Source organism: Ruegeria faecimaris, from assembly GCF_900182615.1.
Classification (GTDB): Bacteria; Pseudomonadota; Alphaproteobacteria; order Rhodobacterales; family Rhodobacteraceae; genus Ruegeria; species Ruegeria faecimaris.
In genome coordinates, this window is record NZ_FXTE01000001.1 from 254928 (window position 1) to 272236 (window position 17309).

A 17309-nucleotide genomic window follows, 5' to 3' on the forward strand; every position below is an offset into this window, starting at 1 on the left:
ACTCCCCCGAGGTATTTTTGGCCAGATGAAGCAGGGGATCCAATCTTCATCTGGCTCTAAATACCTCGGAGCGCGAGGCAGAGCCTCGCCAAATGTTACTGGGTCAGCGCTTCGAGAATGCGCGCCCAGGACCGGATGCCTTTGTGAAAGCTTTTGACATCATATTTCTCATTCGGTGAGTGAATTGCGTCATCATCATTGGCAAAGCCCACAAGCATGGAATCCATGCCAAGTTCCGTGTCGAAGTAGCCAACGACAGGGATTGACCCGCCCATTCCGGTAAAGACAGCCTCGCGCCCCCATTCATCGGACAATGCGCCTCGGGCGGCTTCGAATTCGGGGCGGTTGATATTCATGACGGATGCGGGCGAGCCTTCAAGATCGTTGTCCCACTGTACTTTCGCGTCGGGTGACAGGCTGTCTTCTACATGCTTGCGAATCTGGTCGCGCAAGGCGTCAGGGTTCATGTCACCCACCAGACGGCAGGTGATCTTGCAATGCGCCTGTGAGGGAATGACCGTCTTCGAACCGGCGCCGTTATAACCGCCCCAAAGCCCGTTTACCTCAAGCGTCGGGCGCGCCCATTGTTGTTGCAATGTCGAATACCCTTTTTCGCCATGTGGCTGAGAATACCCCACCGAGTTCAGATAATCCGCCTCATCGAACCCGCAGTTTTCCCATTGGCGCAACTGTTCGGGCGGGACCTCATGAACCCCGTCATAAAAGCCTTCGACAGCGACGCGACCAGTTTCGTCGTCATAGAACGAGGCAACGATCTTGGACAGCTCTCGCAGCGGGTTTAGCCCCGGTCCGCCGTAATGGCCCGAGTGCAGGTCGATCCGCGGACCGATGATGGTGAATTCGTCCTTGAGCATCCCGCGCAGCTGGGACGCGATTGATGGCACCCCACGCGACACCATCGAAGTGTCGCATACCAATGCCAGATCCGCTTTCAACTCGGCCACGTTTTCACGCAGGAACGGGACCAACGACGGCGAACCGGATTCTTCTTCGCCTTCGAAGAAGAAGGTGATGCGGCAGGGCAGGGTGCCATGGACGGCCTTCCATGCGCGGCACGCTTCGACGAAGGTCATCAACTGTCCCTTATCGTCCGAAGAGCCCCGACCCCGGATAACTGGCCCATTTTCGGTTTCTTCAATGGCCGGATCGAACGGATCCCGGTTCCACTGGTTCAGCGGGTCAACGGGTTGAACGTCATAATGGCCGTAGAACAGAACATGGGGCGCGCTGTTGTCCTCGCCTATGTGGCCCACCACCATGGGGTGTCCGGTGGTCTCACGTTTTTCAGCCTGAATTCCTATGCTCTGCAGATCAGATACCAGCCAGTCAGCTGCCTGGTTGACCTGTTGGTCAAAGGCCGGATCGGTTGAAATTGACGGAATGCGGAGCAGTTCCATCAGGCGGTCGATTGAGGTTGGCAGATCGGCGTCGATGCGGTTCAGAACAGCGTCCAGCGACATGAGAGGGCTCCTGCTTGATTTGGATTTTCCGGAACCCTATCAGCGCCACTTTTGCCGTCTAGCCCGCAAGGACAAGAATCTGGTATAATATCGGAAACCCGGATGAGATAATGTGCTGTGCCTGCGTCGTTTCCTCGCGTCCAGGGGGCGTAACTTTACTTGTCGGTCAGGGTCAGAGCGGATATTTGATGCAAATCAAATAAGCTTTCACTGTGCTTGCGGTATCAAGCAGGCAGTGGGAAATGCTCTGGTGCAGATTCGTATCCTGCGCAGAAGAAGACGTTCGGTCGCCGTAATATCGGTCGGGCAACTAAGGAGAAACCGGTGGATTATACTGCTCAGCTTGATTCAGCGATCGCAAGGCTGCATGACGAAGGACGGTACCGGACCTTCATTGATATCGAACGTCGCAATGGTCATTTCCCGCATGCGGTGCGCACGCGCCTCGATGGATCGCAGCAAGATATCACCGTCTGGTGCGGCAACGACTATCTTGGCATGGGGCAACACCCTGTGGTGCTGGAGGCGATGCACGAGGCCGTGGATGCCGCAGGCGCCGGATCAGGTGGAACCCGCAACATTTCGGGCACCACGGTTTACCACAAACGGCTTGAGGCCGAGCTGGCCGATCTGCACGGCAAAGAAGCTGCGTTGCTGTTCACCAGCGCCTATATCGCAAATGACGCGACACTCAGCACTTTGCCGAAACTGTTTCCTGGTCTGATCATTTATTCTGACGCATTGAACCATGCTTCGATGATCGAAGGGGTGCGCCGCAACGGCGGGTCCAAGCGCATCTTCCGCCACAATGACGTCGCCCATCTGCGCGAACTGCTTGAAGCGGATGATCCCGCAACGCCCAAACTGATCGCTTTTGAGTCGGTGTATTCGATGGACGGCGATTTTGGCCCGATTGAAGAGATATGTGATCTGGCCGATGAATTTGGTGCGCTGACCTATATTGATGAGGTCCACGCCGTTGGCATGTACGGACCGCGCGGCGGTGGCGTGACCGAGCGTGATCGTCTTGCCCATCGGATCGACATCATCAACGGCACATTGGCCAAAGCCTATGGCGTCATGGGGGGCTATATCGCGGCCAGCACTAAAATGTGTGACGCTGTGCGGTCTTATGCTCCGGGCTTCATCTTTACGACGTCCCTGCCACCTGCCGTTGCTGCGGGTGCCGCAGCTTCGGTTGCCTACCTCAAAACTGCGTCCGAATTGCGAGAGCAGCATCAGACGCAAGCAAAGATCCTCAAGCTTCGGCTCAAGGGGATGGGCCTGCCACTGATTGATCACGGCAGCCACATTGTGCCCGTGATTGTCGGCAACCCCGTGCACACGAAGAAACTCAGCGATATGCTGCTGGATGACTATGGAATCTACGTCCAGCCCATCAATTTCCCCACTGTTCCGCGTGGAACAGAACGCCTGCGTTTCACACCGTCCCCGGTTCATGGACCTGACGAAATGAACCGTTTGATCCAGGCGATGGACGAACTTTGGTCACATTGTGCGCTAAATCGCGCCGAACTTGCCGGTTAACCTAACGCTAAAGTGTGCAATTCGTATGCCGCGTGCTAAAATTACGCTAACAAAACTACGGCGCGAATCATTCTTTTAATGATTCGACCACGGCGTGAAACACGCACAGGCAGAATGGGGCAGCAGGGATGATTGGGCGCAGATCACAGCGCGGATCCGAAGGCGACACTGACGTCAGGCCCAAGGGCTTTGACGACTACGAGGTGCGGCTGGGCGACATGATGCGTGGTGAACGCGCAACAATGGGCAAATCCTTACTGGATGTGCAGCGCGAACTGCGGATCAAAGCCAACTACATTGCAGCCATAGAAGATGCCGACCCGGACGCCTTCGATACGCCCGGATTTATCGCTGGGTATGTGCGCTCTTACGCCCGCTATCTGGGGATGAACCCTGACGAAACTTTCTTTGCGTTTTGTAAGGAAAGTGGGTTTGAGGTCGCGCATGGCATGTCGGCCGAGGCGTCGGTGGTTCGAAAGACCTCGGGCAGCTTGCCGGCTCGCGGTCCGATGGGGCGCGATCCGTTTATCTCGCCAAACACTCCCTATATTCCCGGACGGGAATCGTTGGTCAGCCAGATAGAGCCGCGTGCCATCGGGTCGTCTCTGGTTCTGTTGGCTGTGATCGGCGGTATTGGATATGGCGGATGGTCCGTCCTGAACCGGATTCAGCAAGTGCAGGTAAGCCCGGTTGAACAGGCTCCGGTTGTCTTGTCTGATTTGGACCCGCTTGAGGCGGCGCGTGGCACCACCGAAGATCAAGTCGCGCTGATCGACACCCCCTCGGCTGAGGCTCTGGATAGGCTGTATCGCCCACAGGCCCTGGATTTGCCGGTGCTCGTTGCCCGTGATGCACCAATTTCTACACTGGACCCGCGTACCGTTGGCACCTTCCAGCCGCCTGAGCCGCCCAAGGTTGAGGTTGCCGAAGTCCATACGGTTCTTCGCCCGGCATTGCCGCAGGTGGTTGAACAGATTGATACGACCCTGAAAATCGTCGCCGTTGATCCGGCGTGGATGCGGGTCACCGCTGCGGATGGAAGTATCATCTTCGAGGGTACGCTTGGAACCGTCGAACAGGGCAGTACATTCGAGGTACCGCTGACAGAAGAACCGCCTAACCTACGTGCAGGTGCCGCCGGATCTGTCTATTTCTCGATGAATGGTGACCATTTCGGCCCGGTCGGAGCACCAGGAACTGTCGCCAAAGGTGTCGTTCTGTCCAAGGATGCGGTTTCCGAACGCTATACGGTAGCTGATCTTGAGGCCGAGCAAAACGTCGCCCTCAAGCAACTGGTGGCGGAACTTCAGGCGCAAAGCTCTGCCGCACCGACAGAATGATCTGACCATTGCAGTGGCCAGTTAGGCTGACTATTTAAAGATCAACTCAGACAGTCTTGGACCCGTCCACATGTCCCTTAATCACGTGCGCCCATGGCGCAATATCTACCGCCGCAAATCTCGTCAGATCATGGTTGGAAACGTCCCCGTCGGAGGTGACGCTCCGATTGCGGTGCAGACTATGACCAATACGCTGACGACGGATGTTGCGGCGACTGTGGCTCAGGTACAGGCCGCCGCAGAGGCGGGTGCGGATATCGTGCGCGTTTCGGTCCCGGATGAGGCCTCGTCCAAGGCGCTGAAAGAGATCGTGCGCGAAAGTCCGGTACCTATCGTGGCGGATATCCACTTTCACTATCGCCGTGGGATCGAGGCCGCCGAGGCAGGCGCAGCATGCTTGCGGATCAACCCTGGCAACATTGGCAATGAAAGTCGGGTGAAAGAGGTCATTCAGGCTGCGCGTGACCATAATTGCTCGATCCGGATCGGGGTGAATGCGGGAAGCTTGGAAAAGCATCTGCTCGAGAAATACGGCGAGCCTTGCCCCGAAGCGATGGTTGAAAGCGGGCTAGAGCATATCCGTATTCTTCAGGACAACGATTTCCACGAATTCAAGATCAGCGTGAAAGCCAGCGATGTCTTCCTGTCGGCAGCTGCCTATCAGGGCATCGCCGAGGCCACGGACGCCCCCATCCATCTGGGTATTACCGAGGCCGGAGGACTGGTTTCGGGCACCATTAAATCGGCGATTGGTCTGGGCAATCTGCTGTGGATGGGCATTGGCGACACGATCCGCGTCAGCCTGTCCGCGGATCCTGTCGAAGAGGTCAAGGTAGGGTTCGAGATCCTGAAATCTCTGGGCCTGCGCCATCGCGGGGTTAATATCATCTCATGCCCCTCTTGTGCGCGGCAGGGGTTCGATGTGATCAAAACGGTCGAGGCGTTGGAACAGCGTCTTGAACATATCAAAACACCAATGAGCCTTTCGATCATCGGCTGTGTCGTGAACGGCCCGGGCGAAGCGCTGATGACCGATGTCGGCTTTACCGGCGGCGGTGCCGGATCGGGTATGGTGTATCTGGCGGGCAAGGCCAGCCACAAGATGTCCAACGATCAGATGGTCGACCACATTGTTGAAGAGGTCGAGAAGAAGGCCGCTGAATTGGACGCTGCGCAAGAAGCCGCTGAGTAATTTTCCAGCTTGATTGGCCGTTGAATGACCAGATCGGCGGGCATGCAGGGTCAATTCATAGGGCCTGCATGTTATTGGCCGCGTGTATCTGGTGGACCCCAATCCCAGACACCTCATTGAAAACGCGACGATGTTGGTCCACATTATTGTGAGGAATGAGATTTTCATTCCCGCTTAGATTTGTTGTTTTTGTTTCATGGGTTTCTTAGTCGTATGCCAGTAAGCGATCGTTTGAAGATTAGATTGTCTCCTGCCTCTTCGGCCCTCGGTCTTTGCGGTCCGGACTCTAACAGGGGGCTTATGCAATGCGCCGTAACTTGAAAGCCTTCGGCCTGGGTGCAGTGATCGCCGGGTGTTCGGGTTTCATGGTGGCAGATAGCGTAGTGGCCGATCAGCCCGCATTTCCCGGTGCGGTGGGATATGGGCAGAACGCTACGGGTTGGCGTGGCGGCGAAGTGTTTCATATCACAACCCTGGACGATACCGGCCCGGGCAGCCTGCGTGAGTGCGTCGAAAATGACGGCTCCGGACGGGTTTGCGTTTTCGATATTTCAGGGACGATAACTGTAGACACCCAGATGAAAGTGGCTTCGAACACCTATATCTCCGGACAGACCGCGCCGGGACAGGGGGTGCAGATCAAACTTGGCAAGGTTCTGGATTCACCCCTGATGATTTTTGAGGCGCAGGACGTTTTGCTGCGGAACCTCAAGTTTCGGCCCGGACCCAGTTACAAGCCCTCGTCGAACGTGGACGGGCTTTCCATAGAGAGCAGTTCGAATATCTACGTTGACCGTGTCTCGATCCAATTTGCCACGGATGAGAATCTGGGCGTTGGAACGGAAAACCTGCCAAGCGAAGATATCACGATTGCCCGCAGCATCTCAGCCCTGGCTCTGGATAAGTCCACCCATACAAAGGGAAAGCATTCAAAAGGAGCTCTGCTGTGTTCCGATGATGGAACGGCAAGGCAATGTGGGCGGGTCACCCTGTATCAAAACCTGTTTGCCCATAACCGCGACAGAAATCCAGACATCCAGTCGTCACCATCTGGGCAAGTCGACATTATTAACAACGTGTTCTACGACGCGACCTCGCAATTCGGTGAGTTCTGGAACCATTACGGCGACACATGGATCGCCTATGTGGGAAACGTGGTCCTGCCGGGCCCCAGTACACGGAACAGGCCGCCCCCCGCCGCATTTGAGGTGTTCCCTTATGGCGCGGACAAAGGGTTCAGCATCTCGGTTTTCGAACAAGATAACCTGCATCTGGACAGCCGTATTGAGCTGCTATGCGACAGATCAGTGAAGGGCAAGATTGCGGATGATGCGGCGGTCGAATTCCTTGTGGCTGAACCTCACCAGCCGCTGTCGGTTGAACCTGCCGAGGTGAGCACGACATACGAAACCGTTCTTGGAACCGTGGGGGCCCGGCACGGGGATGACCAAGCTTTGGACAGTCTGGATGCGATGGTGATCGAAAACGTCCGCGGCTGTGATGGACATCGGATAAACGATCCGGGCGAGGTGGGCGGTTGGCCGGATTTGCCCATTGTTCACGCGGCAGTTGATACTGACCGGGACGGAATGTCTGATACTTGGGAAACAGGGCGGACTGGCCTGGACCCGAATGATCCCTCTGATGTCTGGGCGGACCGGGACGGCGATGGCTGGTCTAATCTAGAGGAATATCTAAGCCACCTTGCTGGCGACCCGATGCCCTGACGGAAAGGCCGGCTCCTGTTGTGGAACCGGCCTGCCAAATCAGCCTTGCTCGGCGCGAACGGCGTTCGCAATTTGCTGCATCTGATCTGCTTTCAGGTACCCGCGCAGCATTTCGCTGCCCAGCACAAACGAAGGCGTGCCCGAAATCTGCATCCGCTGCGCCAATTCACGGGTCTTTTGGATTTCCTCGGTGACCTGTTCGCTGTCCATTGCCGCCAGAATCGCGTCACTGTCCAAGCCCAGCCCGTCCGAGATACGGCGCAAAGTAACCGGCGATGGTTCCCCGGTGAATTCGAGCAGGGCATCGTGAACCTGCTTATAGGCATCGTCCCCGGCAACATGTTTGGCGGCAACGGCAAAGCGGGATGAGATCATCGACGCGTCTCCGAGGATCGGAAACTCTTTGATCACAAGCCGAATATTGCCATCCTCGGCCAGCAGGCTGGCCACTTCGGGAACCGCACGGCGGCAATATCCGCAGCGATAGTCCATAAACTCAACCAACGTGATATCCCCGTCCGGATTGCCGCCCACCCAGCTGTACCCGTCGTTGAAAAGCTCATCAGCATTGCTGGCGACAAGCTCTTTATCCGCCTGCGCTTCTTCAACGGCGTTGCGTTGTTCCAGAATATTGATCGCTTCGATGATGACTTCGGGGTTTTCCAGAAGGTATTCGCGTACCTGCTCTCCGAATTGTTGTTTTTCGGCGTCGGTCAGCTGGCTCAGGTCCAAGGCCTGCGCCGATCCTGCGATCAGGGAAAGCCCCAGAAGGGCTGGTGCAGCGTGTCTGAGGATCATTTCCGTTTCCTTTTCGAATTACTCTTGTTTGCTTGTTCAAACGCAATCAACACATCTTGGGCCCGTTGCCAACCCGGTGATCCGACCGGCAACTGCGCAACCGCGCGTTTCGCGTGAATACCGGCGTCATCCAAACGGCCCTGCAGGGCATATCTTTCGGCTGTAACCGCCGATGCCATGCCAGTATTGCCTGTTTTGGCATAAGCTGCACCCAGGTCTTGCATCAATCTTGCGTTACGAAAATCTCTGGCCCGCGCTTTTTCAAGAATGGCCAAGGCTTCCACTGTCTTACCTTGAACCAACAGGGACCGCCCGTATCCGGCCAGGATAAGTGGGTTATTCGGCGCCAATTCAACGGCTTTGCCATATGCTGCTACCGCATCGGCCACTTGACGGTTTTCAAGCATGATCTGGCCTTTGAGGTCATAGTAATAGGGGTCATTGGGCCGGATTGCCAATGCACCATCAATCGCAGCGCGCGCTTTGGTCAGATCACGGTTTTGATGGTGGGCTGCTGCCTTGCGCATCAGTCGTATGTCCTGGGCGGTTTCTTCTTTGGCGCGCCGCATCGTCCATGTGGGCGAGCGGATGAAGGCCGATAGTTTACCTTTCGCCCTTGCGAACCAGTAATCGGCATTCTGGCTGGGTTTGGCTTTATCGCCGAACTCTTCCAGAAACGCCTCGGCGGCACGCAACCTCTCGCGGCTGGTGGGGTGTGATCGCATGTATGGGTCCTGGTTGACCGTGTTTAACAGCTCTTGCCCCGCGAATTTACGGTGCAGAGACACCATGCCACTGGGCGAGATACCGGCCCAACGTAAATAGCTTGCTGCGCTGCGATCCGCCGAGGACTCTTCAGCGCGGGTGTGGCCAAGAAAGCTGCGCAGAGCTGCCGAATTAGTACCGGCCGCAATTCCGAATGCAGCCTCGCCGCCGCCAGCAGCTGCAGCAATCAGAGCCAAAGCCGTCCCAAGCCCGGCTTTTTGCCGTGCTGCATTCAGGTTTTCGTAACGGCGCGATAGATGCCCGTTGGCGATATGGGCCGCCTCATGTGCGATAACCGCCTGCAACATCTCGGGGCTTTCGACTGAAAGGATTAACCCATAGTTCAGATAGATCGCATTGTAATCCAGAACGAAGGCGTTGAACGTGCTGTCATTGACCACCAGTATCTGGACCCGGTTGGTATTTAGACCGGCGGCGCGCAGAACGGGAAAGGCCAGCTCTCGCAGACCGTGTTCAACATCTGGATCACGGATCAGGCTTTGGGCCTGAACAGCGCCTACGAGCCAAGTCACTGCAAACAGCAACAGGGCCGGGATTGACGCCAGCCTGGATACGCGTTCAAAAGCCATGATTGCAACATGGGAGATGGCCATGCGAAACTCAACCCGGTCCGGGGTCGATCCGTTCATCGTGATGGACGTGATGGAGGCTGCCCGCAAAGCCGAAGAAGCTGGCCGCCACATCATCCACATGGAGGTCGGCCAGCCTGGAACCGGCGCACCCAAAGGGGCGACCGAGGCATTGGCTAAGGCAATGGAGCAAGGCCCGCTGGGATATACCGTTGCATTGGGTCTGCCAGCACTGCGCCGCCGGATCGCGCAGATGTATGGCGAGTGGTATAATGTCGATCTCAATCCCGAACGGGTGGTGATAACCCCCGGTTCGTCAGGCGGATTTCTGTTGGCGTTCACCGCGCTGTTCGACAGCGGGGATCGCGTGGGTATTGGGGCCCCCGGCTATCCGTCATATCGTCAGATATTGCGGGCCCTGGGGCTGGTCGCGGTTGATCTGCCCACCGCTCCGGAACACCGCTTGCAGCCGGTGCCAGCCGATTTCGCCGGGCTAAATTTGCAGGGGCTGATGGTGGCCTCGCCCGCCAACCCGACAGGAACCATGCTGAACCATGCCGCGATGGGTGCGCTGATCGACGCCGCACACAGCCAGGGCGCGTCTTTCATCAGTGACGAGATTTATCATGGTCTGGAATACGAAGCCAAAGCCGTCACCGCGCTGGAGCTGACAGATGAGTGCTATGTGATCAACTCATTCTCCAAGTATTTCTCTATGACAGGTTGGCGCGTTGGCTGGATGGTCGTGCCTGAGGATCAGGTGCGCGTCGTCGAGCGAATTGCGCAGAACATGTTTATCTGCGCGCCCCATGCCAGCCAGGTGGCGGCGTTGGCTGCGATGGATTGTGATGAAGAATTGCAGGCCAATCTTAATGTCTATCGGCGGAACCGGGCGCTGATGCTGGACGGTCTGCCCAAAGCCGGTTTCACCAATATCGCGCCACCTGATGGGGCATTCTATGTCTACGCCGATGTGTCTGACCTGACCGACGACAGCCGTGCCTTTGCGGCTGAGATTTTGGATAAGGTCGGCGTGGCGGTCACTCCGGGGCTGGATTTCGATCCTCAGCGCGGGCACGGCACCATCCGTTTTTCCTATGCACGTTCGACTGGGGATATCGAAGAGGGGCTGCGGCGGCTTCAGCGTTTCATGGCTGATCGGGGCTTGATTTCTGCCCAAGCCTAAAGCGTTCACATCCAAGTGCGGGTCGGGTAGGCTGCGCTTCAATCGATCTCGGGAAAACTTGAGGCCATGAGCAGAATTATCTACGCCATCGCGCTGATCTGGGCGCTAGGCAGTACCGCCGTTGCGCAGGATTTCAGCGCACTCGCCCGTGTTTTGCCAGACCAAAGTTCGATTGTTGATGACGGGCGGTCCGGTGTAAGCATCCAGCTTGGGCTTAGCCAGGGGGTGCCTTATCGCGTTTTTACCCTGCGCGACCCGTATCGGATGATCCTGGATTTCCAGGAGGTAGACTGGACCGGTCTTGATCGTGACCGCTTTCTACAGACTGGTCGTATCAGTGGTGTGCAGTTCGGCTCTTACGTACCGGGCTGGTCCCGCATGGTGCTAGAGTTGGGCGCGCCTCTGATGGTCGAGACGGCGGATATGCGAGTGGACTCTGCGACTGGGGCCGCGCATTTGACGCTTGGGCTGCAAGGGACAGATTTCGACAGTTTCGCAGCCAGCGCTGGCACGCCCCGGCAAACCGGCTGGGATTTGCCGGAACCGGCGGTAACATCTGTCACGCCAAGGGGGCAGGGCAACGGAACTTTGCGTGTCATGTTGGATCCCGGGCATGGAGGAATTGATCCCGGCGCCGAAGTTGACGGTGATGATGAGAAAACGCTGATGCTGACCTTTGCCCGAGAGCTGCGCGAGATGCTATTGCGCACGGGCGGATACGAGGTTGAGATGACGCGGACCGATGATCAGTTCGTTTCTCTTGAACGTCGTATTGCATTGGCACACCGTGCAGGTGCAGATGTGTTCATCTCTATACATGCCGACATTCTGACAGAAGGGCGGGCTCATGGCGCGGCCGTTTATACGCTGTCTCAAGATGCCTCGGATGTGGCAAGCCACAAACTGGCCGAGCGGCACGACCGCAGTGATTTGATTTCGGGCGTCGATCTGAGCGGTGCGGATGATCAGGTTGCAGATGTTCTGCTGGACCTTGCGCGTCAGGAAACCAGGCCGCGTACGGATGCGTTGGCACAAATGCTGGCGAATGGAATGACGCAACAGGGTGGTCCGATGAACAACAAGCCAATTCGCACAGCCTCATTTTCGGTTCTGAAGGCAGCGGATATTCCTTCCGTTCTGATTGAGCTTGGCTTCCTTTCCAGCCCTAGAGATTTGAAAAACATACGAAATCAGGAATGGCGCATGGGAATGGCGCGCGGTATTCGGGATGGGCTAGAGAAATGGCGCCAGGACGATATGGTAAAACGATCCCTGATTGGACAGTGACCCCGTGGCGCAAACCGGCTATTATTGGCCATGGTGTTTTGACCCTGCACAGGTGCGACACTATATAGGCGGCACCGCGAGCAAAAGGCAGTAACGTGATCCGTTTCATTCTTTCGATTTTCGGGGCGATATTCAGCCTCGTGACCCTGGGTATTTTTATGGCTGCGCTGGTTATCGGCGCGGTGTTCTGGATGTATGGGCGCGACCTGCCCAGTCACGAATCCCTGGCGCAGTACAAACCGCCCACGATCAGCCGGATTTATTCTGGCGAGGGTCAGCTGATCGACGAATTTGCGCAGGAACGCCGTCTGTTCACCCCGTCAGAAGAAATCCCCGAACTGGTTAAGCAGGCCTTTATTTCGGCCGAAGACAAGAATTTCTATAACCATAAGGGCTATGATCCGCGCGGGATTATTGCCGCTGGTGTCGAGGCAGTGAAATCCAAAGGCGAGAATGTACGGGGTGCATCGACGATCACACAGCAGGTAATGAAGAACTTCCTGTTGTCGGGGGACCGTCGGGCCGAGCGCAAGATCAAAGAGATCATCCTGGCCACACGGCTTGAGAATACGCTGGATAAGGAACAGATCCTAGAACTGTACATGAACGAGATTTTTCTGGGCCAGAACTCGTATGGTGTAACCGCAGCAGCGCAAACCTATTTCAACAAGACCCTTCAGGAATTGGCTCCGCATGAGGCCGCCACTTTGGCGGCTATGCCCAAGGCGCCGTCGGATTATCACCCGGTTCGGCAGAAAGAACGCCTTGTGAACCGGCGCAATTACGTGCTGCGCGAGATGAACCAAAACGGTTATATCAATACGGCGACCTATGAGGCCGAGGTCGAGATGCCTTTGCGGTCTGTCCAGAATGGTGATTTCGAAAGTTTCCGCACCGCCTTGCCGCCGCGGGATTACTTCACCGACGAAATCCGCCGCCAGCTGAGCGAAGATTTCGGCGAGGGCGAGTTCTTCACAGGTGGTTTTACTGTCCGCGCCTCTGTGGACGAGGAAATGCAAGTCAAAGCCGCGCACGCCCTGCGCGAGGCGCTGCAGAAATACGACCGGTCTCGTGGAAAATGGCACGGGACCGACGAAGTGATCGCCGAAGAAATACTGGCGGATGAGGTGCAGTGGCGTGAGGCCTTGGCGATTTTGGAAATCCCCCGTGATGTGGTTCTGCCTACGCAGTGGTATCCCGCCGTAGTACTGGATGTCGGTGAGCAGGCCCTGACCGTCGGCATTGAAAATGGTCCGGCTGACGGCATCATCCCGCGCTCGGACATCAAGTGGATGCAGGGCAGCTTCTTCGACAACTTCAAACGCGGTGACGTCATTCTGGTGATGGCCGGGGAAGAAGGCCAATGGTCGGCCCGTCAGGTCCCCGAGGTTCAGGGCGGCTTTGTTGCGATGGACGTGAACTCGGGCCGGGTTTTGGCGATGCAGGGCGGATTCTCGTATCAGGATTCTGTGTTCAACCGTGCCACGCAGGCGCAGCGTCAACCCGGGTCAAGCTTTAAGCCTTTCGTCTATGCCGCTGCGTTGGACAGCGGGTATAGCCCTGCGACCATTGTGGTCGACGCTCCGATCGAAGTGAACACACCGCAGGGCCTGTGGCGACCCAAGAATTCGACCAACAAATTCTACGGGCCGACGCCATTGCGTACCGGGATTGAACAATCGCGGAACCTGATGACCATCCGTCTGGCGCAAGAAGTCACGATGCCCGTGGTTGCCGGATACGCGGAACGCTTTGGCGTTTATGACCGGATGGGTGCTTTCCTGGCCAACTCGCTGGGGTCCGAAGAGACGACGCTATACAAGATGGTTGCGGCCTATGCGATGTTCGCAAATGGCGGCGAGCGGGTTGAACCCACTCTGGTTGACCGTATTCAGGATCGGTTCGGCAAGACAATCTATCGCCACGATGACCGCCAGTGCCTGGATTGTAATTCGGCCTGGCTGGAACCTGATGAATCCCCCACGATCGAGACAAACCGCAGTCAGGTCATGGATGCGATTACCGCCTATCAGCTGACGTCGATGATGAAAGGTGTCGTAGATCGCGGCACGGCATCCAGCGTTATCAATCTGCCTGTGCCCACCGCTGGGAAGACCGGAACAACCAATGAATCCAAAGACGCCTGGTTCATCGGCTTTACCTCGAACATTGTTGCAGGCTGCTATATCGGCTATGACCGCCCCCGCCCGATGGGCCGGGGCGCGTATGGCGGCACTTTGTGTGGACCTGTGTTCCAAAGCTTCATGGAAACCGCAGTCGAGAAATACGGTGGAGGCCCGTTCGAGGTGCCCCCAGGTGGTCACTTTATCAAAATCGACCGGTTCAGCGGCGCGCGCTTGCCATCTGATGCGTCCGGAGACTTTGTCGTGGCCGAGTATTTCCGCGATGGCGCCGACGGCTTTATCGACCGCATCTATGACGGTGGTTTTGCGATGGGTTCCGACCTGCCGCTGTTTGAAGAGGTCAACAGCTCGGGTCGTCAGGTGACCACGTCGACCGGCGACACCATCACCGTTGGCCCAAATGCCAGCCAGGGCGATTTGCAGGGCGGCGGGCTTTACTGATCCGCCGCGCGCAACAATAGGTTCAAGAGCGTTGCCTCGGGCGCAGCTGAAACTGTCCCGTGGCCGCGCCACATGATGGATAGCGCACCTTTTGCAGCGGCCCATTGGGCAAGACGTTTCCGCGACACACCTAACGCTCCGGAGTAAAGCTGGAGGCAGCGTTCGATCTGGTCGCGGCTGCGAACCAGATCGGGCATACCGTTGGGATGCCGCAATGCGTTTGCAAGTTCAAAAGCAGGATCGCCCAGATACCCCTTTGCATCAATTACCCGTGCCCCTGAAGGCGTTTGAATTACGTTATCGGTGTGAAGGTCACCATGCAGCGGCACCACCTGCGGTTGGCTCGTCAGAAGGTTTGATGCCAGTTCCGTTGCGCGGATCACATCGCGTTGTAGTGCATCAGGGCAATCGCGGGCAAACGTGCAATCAAACAGTGGATTGAATACCTCGTGCAATGGTCGCAGCTCGTCGAACGCAACCGTGGGCTTTTGGTGAAGGCGGTGGGCCATCTCCGAGAAAACCTGCAGCGCGCTTTCAGCGTTTCCGTCACGCGCGATGTCACCCAGTGTCGGACCCTCCAACCACTCCATCAATACGGCTTTGCCCGCTTCGGCATAAATGGCAACCGCGCCACGATCCTGCCAAAGCGACAAAAGCCTGGTCGAAGCAGCTTCGTTCCCGCGATCTGCGCGGTGGTATAACTTTAGCGCGGCCGACCCATAATCCCGCGCGTGAACTTTCCAGACTAACGCATGCTGGGCTTCGGCGATCAGAGTGGCACGGCATAATCCCCAGCAATCCATGATATCACCCGGAACAATATGCATTCAGGTCTCCGCTGTCTTGTGGTGGCCCCACGCTCTTGCTATCACGCAGGCCTGATTGAGCAAGTTGGGACGTAACCATGCGCGCCGAAACCCAGAATACCGTGGCGGAAATTGAAAAGTCGCTAGAGCTGCTGGCGCAGCGCATGGACTATGAAACCGCACCCCATCGCCTTGAGGAATTCAATGCCCGGGTAGAGGATCCCAACCTGTGGGACAACCCCGAGAATGCGCAGAAACTGATGCGCGAGCGGCAGATGCTGGTCGATGCTATTGAAATCTATGAATCCATCAAAACCGACCTCAGCGACAATATGGAATTGATCGAACTGGGCGAGATGGAAGAGGACGAAGAGGTCGTCACCGACGCTGAAGAGGCGATCAGAAAGCTAAAAGCCAAAGCCGCCAAGAAAGAGCTTGAGGCGCTGCTGGACGGAGAGGCCGACGGCAACGACACTTTCCTTGAGATCAATTCGGGCGCAGGCGGCACCGAAAGCTGCGACTGGGCTTCGATGCTGGCGCGGATGTATGTCCGCTGGGCCGAGAAAAAGGGCTATACGGTCGAGTTGCAATCCGAGACCTCGGGCGAAGAGGCGGGCATTAAATCCGCAGCGTACAAAATTTCTGGCCACAACGCCTATGGCTGGCTGAAATCGGAAAGCGGTGTGCATCGGCTGGTGCGAATTTCACCTTATGACTCGGCGGCCAAACGGCATACCTCGTTCAGTTCGGTCTGGGTTTACCCGGTGGTGGACGACAATATCGAGATCGAGGTCAACCCGTCCGAGATTCGCATCGACACCTACCGGTCCTCGGGGGCAGGAGGCCAGCACGTGAACACCACGGACTCGGCAGTGCGGATCACGCATATCCCGACCGGGATCGTTGTTACATCATCCGTGAAATCCCAGCACCAGAACCGTGATATTGCGATGAAAGCACTGAAATCCCGCCTGTACCAGCAAGAGCTGGACCGCCGCAATGCTGACATCAACGCAGCCCACGAGGCCAAGGGCGATGCGGGTTGGGGCAACCAGATCCGGTCGTATGTTCTGCAGCCCTACCAGATGGTCAAGGACCTGAGGACCAACCATGAAACCTCGGATACCAAGGGGGTTTTGGATGGGGATCTTGACGGGTTCATGGCCGCCACACTGGCCTTGAACGTGGCCGGAAAAAGCCGCTCCGAAGCACAGGGCGAGGGCTGATAGCAGCGCGTTCGATGCCCATGATGAAGCTGATCAAAGGACATTGGCAACTGATTGCGCTTGTCGCTTTGGTGTTTGTGTTCTGGTCTACGCCGGTTGTGGTGCCTCTGAAGATACTCATCGTTTTCCTGCACGAGCTGTCGCACGCGATAACCGTCGTCCTAACCGGTGGTTCGGTCGAGAGCTTCTCGATCTCACCGCAGCAGGGTGGTCTTGTCACAGCGCGTGGTGGGCAAAGGTTCTTCAGCCTGTCCGCCGGTTATCTCGGGTCGCTGGCGCTAGGGATGGGGTTGTTGCTGATTGCATTGCGCACGCATTGGGACCGGGCGGTGCTGGGTGGATTTGGCGGAGTGATGCTGTTGGTAACAGCGCTTTATGTCCGCGATCCCTTTGCCATGGCGTTTTGTGCAGGTGTTGGGGCGGTAATGATCGGCATGGCGTTCTATCTAAGTCGGCCGATCTGTGATCTGGCTTTACGCATGATCGGGCTGACCAGCGTGATCTATGTGCCTTATGATATCTTTGATGACACGATCCGGCGCTCGGGTGTCCGCTCGGATGCCTACATGCTGGCCCAAGAATTCGGCGGCACAACCATGATGTGGGGCGGGATCTGGCTTGTGTTAAGCGTCCTTTCCATCCTATTGTGCGTAAAACACTTTCTTGGGCACGACAGCAATTTGCATTTTGAGTCTCGATCCAAGTGACCTCGGGTAGTCTTTGCTAAAAAGATGCATTCAAACTGAGGGTTTAAATGAGGATACGCTCCGGCTAGGCT

Annotated in this window: 13 protein-coding genes; 9 read left to right on the top strand and 4 right to left on the bottom strand. The window is 56.8% G+C overall.

Annotation, left to right across the window (positions count from 1 at the left end):
* Nucleotides 1-95: 95 nt before the first annotated feature.
* Nucleotides 96-1481 (bottom strand): M20/M25/M40 family metallo-hydrolase, encoded by a 1386-nt coding sequence (locus FN806_RS01295; RefSeq protein WP_142633248.1) that lies wholly within the window; start codon nucleotides 1479-1481, stop codon nucleotides 96-98.
* A 324-nt stretch (nucleotides 1482-1805) separates the two neighbouring features.
* Here FN806_RS01295 and hemA point away from each other — a divergent pair, with 324 nt between their 5' ends.
* The 4 genes from hemA to FN806_RS01315 all read left to right on the top strand — a co-directional run bounded on the left by hemA (nucleotide 1806) and on the right by FN806_RS01315 (nucleotide 7288).
* Nucleotides 1806-3029, top strand: coding sequence for a 5-aminolevulinate synthase (gene hemA, locus FN806_RS01300; protein ID WP_142633250.1), 1224 nt, complete (start codon nucleotides 1806-1808; stop codon nucleotides 3027-3029).
* Between the two features lie 128 nt (nucleotides 3030-3157).
* The gene (locus FN806_RS01305; RefSeq protein ID WP_142633252.1) at nucleotides 3158-4369 is read left to right on the top strand and encodes a helix-turn-helix domain-containing protein; all 1212 of its coding nucleotides are present in this window, start codon (nucleotides 3158-3160) and stop codon (nucleotides 4367-4369) included.
* Nucleotides 4370-4439: 70 nt separating this feature from the next.
* Nucleotides 4440-5561, top strand: coding sequence for a flavodoxin-dependent (E)-4-hydroxy-3-methylbut-2-enyl-diphosphate synthase (ispG, locus tag FN806_RS01310; protein WP_142633254.1), 1122 nt, complete (start codon nucleotides 4440-4442; stop codon nucleotides 5559-5561).
* A 305-nt stretch (nucleotides 5562-5866) separates the two neighbouring features.
* The gene (locus tag FN806_RS01315) at nucleotides 5867-7288 is read left to right on the top strand and encodes a pectate lyase family protein (RefSeq protein ID WP_142633256.1); all 1422 of its coding nucleotides are present in this window, start codon (nucleotides 5867-5869) and stop codon (nucleotides 7286-7288) included.
* Between the two features lie 39 nt (nucleotides 7289-7327).
* Here FN806_RS01315 and FN806_RS01320 read toward each other — a convergent pair whose 3' ends face one another.
* Both FN806_RS01320 and FN806_RS01325 read right to left on the bottom strand, forming a co-directional pair.
* Nucleotides 7328-8086, bottom strand: a complete 759-nt coding sequence (locus tag FN806_RS01320) for a DsbA family protein (RefSeq protein WP_142633258.1) — start codon at nucleotides 8084-8086, stop codon at nucleotides 7328-7330.
* Nucleotides 8083-9465, bottom strand: a complete 1383-nt coding sequence (locus FN806_RS01325; RefSeq protein ID WP_142633260.1) for a M48 family metalloprotease — start codon at nucleotides 9463-9465, stop codon at nucleotides 8083-8085. Before FN806_RS01325 ends, FN806_RS01320 begins: the two co-directional genes overlap by 4 nt.
* Here FN806_RS01325 and FN806_RS01330 point away from each other — a divergent pair.
* The 3 genes from FN806_RS01330 to FN806_RS01340 all read left to right on the top strand — a co-directional run bounded on the left by FN806_RS01330 (nucleotide 9464) and on the right by FN806_RS01340 (nucleotide 14499).
* Nucleotides 9464-10627, top strand: coding sequence for a pyridoxal phosphate-dependent aminotransferase (locus FN806_RS01330; protein ID WP_142633262.1), 1164 nt, complete (start codon nucleotides 9464-9466; stop codon nucleotides 10625-10627). The genes FN806_RS01325 and FN806_RS01330 overlap by 2 nt on opposite strands.
* A gap of 66 nt (nucleotides 10628-10693) precedes the next feature.
* Complete coding sequence (locus tag FN806_RS01335) at nucleotides 10694-11914, top strand: N-acetylmuramoyl-L-alanine amidase (protein ID WP_142633265.1); 1221 nt, start codon at nucleotides 10694-10696, stop codon at nucleotides 11912-11914.
* 95 nt (nucleotides 11915-12009) lie between these two features.
* The gene (locus FN806_RS01340) at nucleotides 12010-14499 is read left to right on the top strand and encodes a penicillin-binding protein 1A (protein WP_142633267.1); all 2490 of its coding nucleotides are present in this window, start codon (nucleotides 12010-12012) and stop codon (nucleotides 14497-14499) included.
* Here the strand turns inward: FN806_RS01340 and FN806_RS01345 are convergent.
* Nucleotides 14493-15326, bottom strand: a complete 834-nt coding sequence (locus tag FN806_RS01345) for an aminoglycoside phosphotransferase family protein (RefSeq protein ID WP_142633269.1) — start codon at nucleotides 15324-15326, stop codon at nucleotides 14493-14495. The two genes, FN806_RS01340 and FN806_RS01345, sit on opposite strands and share 7 nt — an antisense overlap.
* 77 nt (nucleotides 15327-15403) lie before the next feature.
* On the opposite strand from FN806_RS01345, the gene prfB reads away from it, so the two are divergent.
* Both prfB and FN806_RS01355 read left to right on the top strand, forming a co-directional pair.
* A complete protein-coding gene (gene prfB / locus FN806_RS01350; RefSeq protein WP_142633271.1) occupies nucleotides 15404-16531 on the top strand; it encodes a peptide chain release factor 2 in 1128 nt (375 codons plus the stop codon).
* A 14-nt stretch (nucleotides 16532-16545) separates the two neighbouring features.
* Nucleotides 16546-17238, top strand: coding sequence for a M50 family metallopeptidase (locus FN806_RS01355; RefSeq protein WP_142633273.1), 693 nt, complete (start codon nucleotides 16546-16548; stop codon nucleotides 17236-17238).
* The last annotated feature ends 71 nt before the right edge of the window (nucleotides 17239-17309 follow it).

What these genes read in the sequence shown, in the direction of transcription:
- FN806_RS01295 (WP_142633248.1), bottom strand. Translation starts at nt 1,481, where the DNA reads ATGTCGCTGGACGCTGTTCTGAACCGCATCGACGCCGATCTGCCAACC.
- FN806_RS01305 (WP_142633252.1), top strand. Translation starts at nt 3,158, where the DNA reads ATGATTGGGCGCAGATCACAGCGCGGATCCGAAGGCGACACTGACGTC.
- ispG (WP_142633254.1), top strand. Translation starts at nt 4,440, where the DNA reads ATGTCCCTTAATCACGTGCGCCCATGGCGCAATATCTACCGCCGCAAA.
- FN806_RS01315 (WP_142633256.1), top strand. Translation starts at nt 5,867, where the DNA reads ATGCGCCGTAACTTGAAAGCCTTCGGCCTGGGTGCAGTGATCGCCGGG.
- FN806_RS01320 (WP_142633258.1), bottom strand. Translation starts at nt 8,086, where the DNA reads ATGATCCTCAGACACGCTGCACCAGCCCTTCTGGGGCTTTCCCTGATC.
- FN806_RS01330 (WP_142633262.1), top strand. Translation starts at nt 9,464, where the DNA reads ATGCGAAACTCAACCCGGTCCGGGGTCGATCCGTTCATCGTGATGGAC.
- FN806_RS01325 (WP_142633260.1), bottom strand. Translation starts at nt 9,465, where the DNA reads ATGGCCATCTCCCATGTTGCAATCATGGCTTTTGAACGCGTATCCAGG.
- FN806_RS01335 (WP_142633265.1), top strand. Translation starts at nt 10,694, where the DNA reads ATGAGCAGAATTATCTACGCCATCGCGCTGATCTGGGCGCTAGGCAGT.
- FN806_RS01345 (WP_142633269.1), bottom strand. Translation starts at nt 15,326, where the DNA reads ATGCATATTGTTCCGGGTGATATCATGGATTGCTGGGGATTATGCCGT.
- prfB (WP_142633271.1), top strand. Translation starts at nt 15,404, where the DNA reads ATGCGCGCCGAAACCCAGAATACCGTGGCGGAAATTGAAAAGTCGCTA.
- FN806_RS01355 (WP_142633273.1), top strand. Translation starts at nt 16,546, where the DNA reads ATGCCCATGATGAAGCTGATCAAAGGACATTGGCAACTGATTGCGCTT.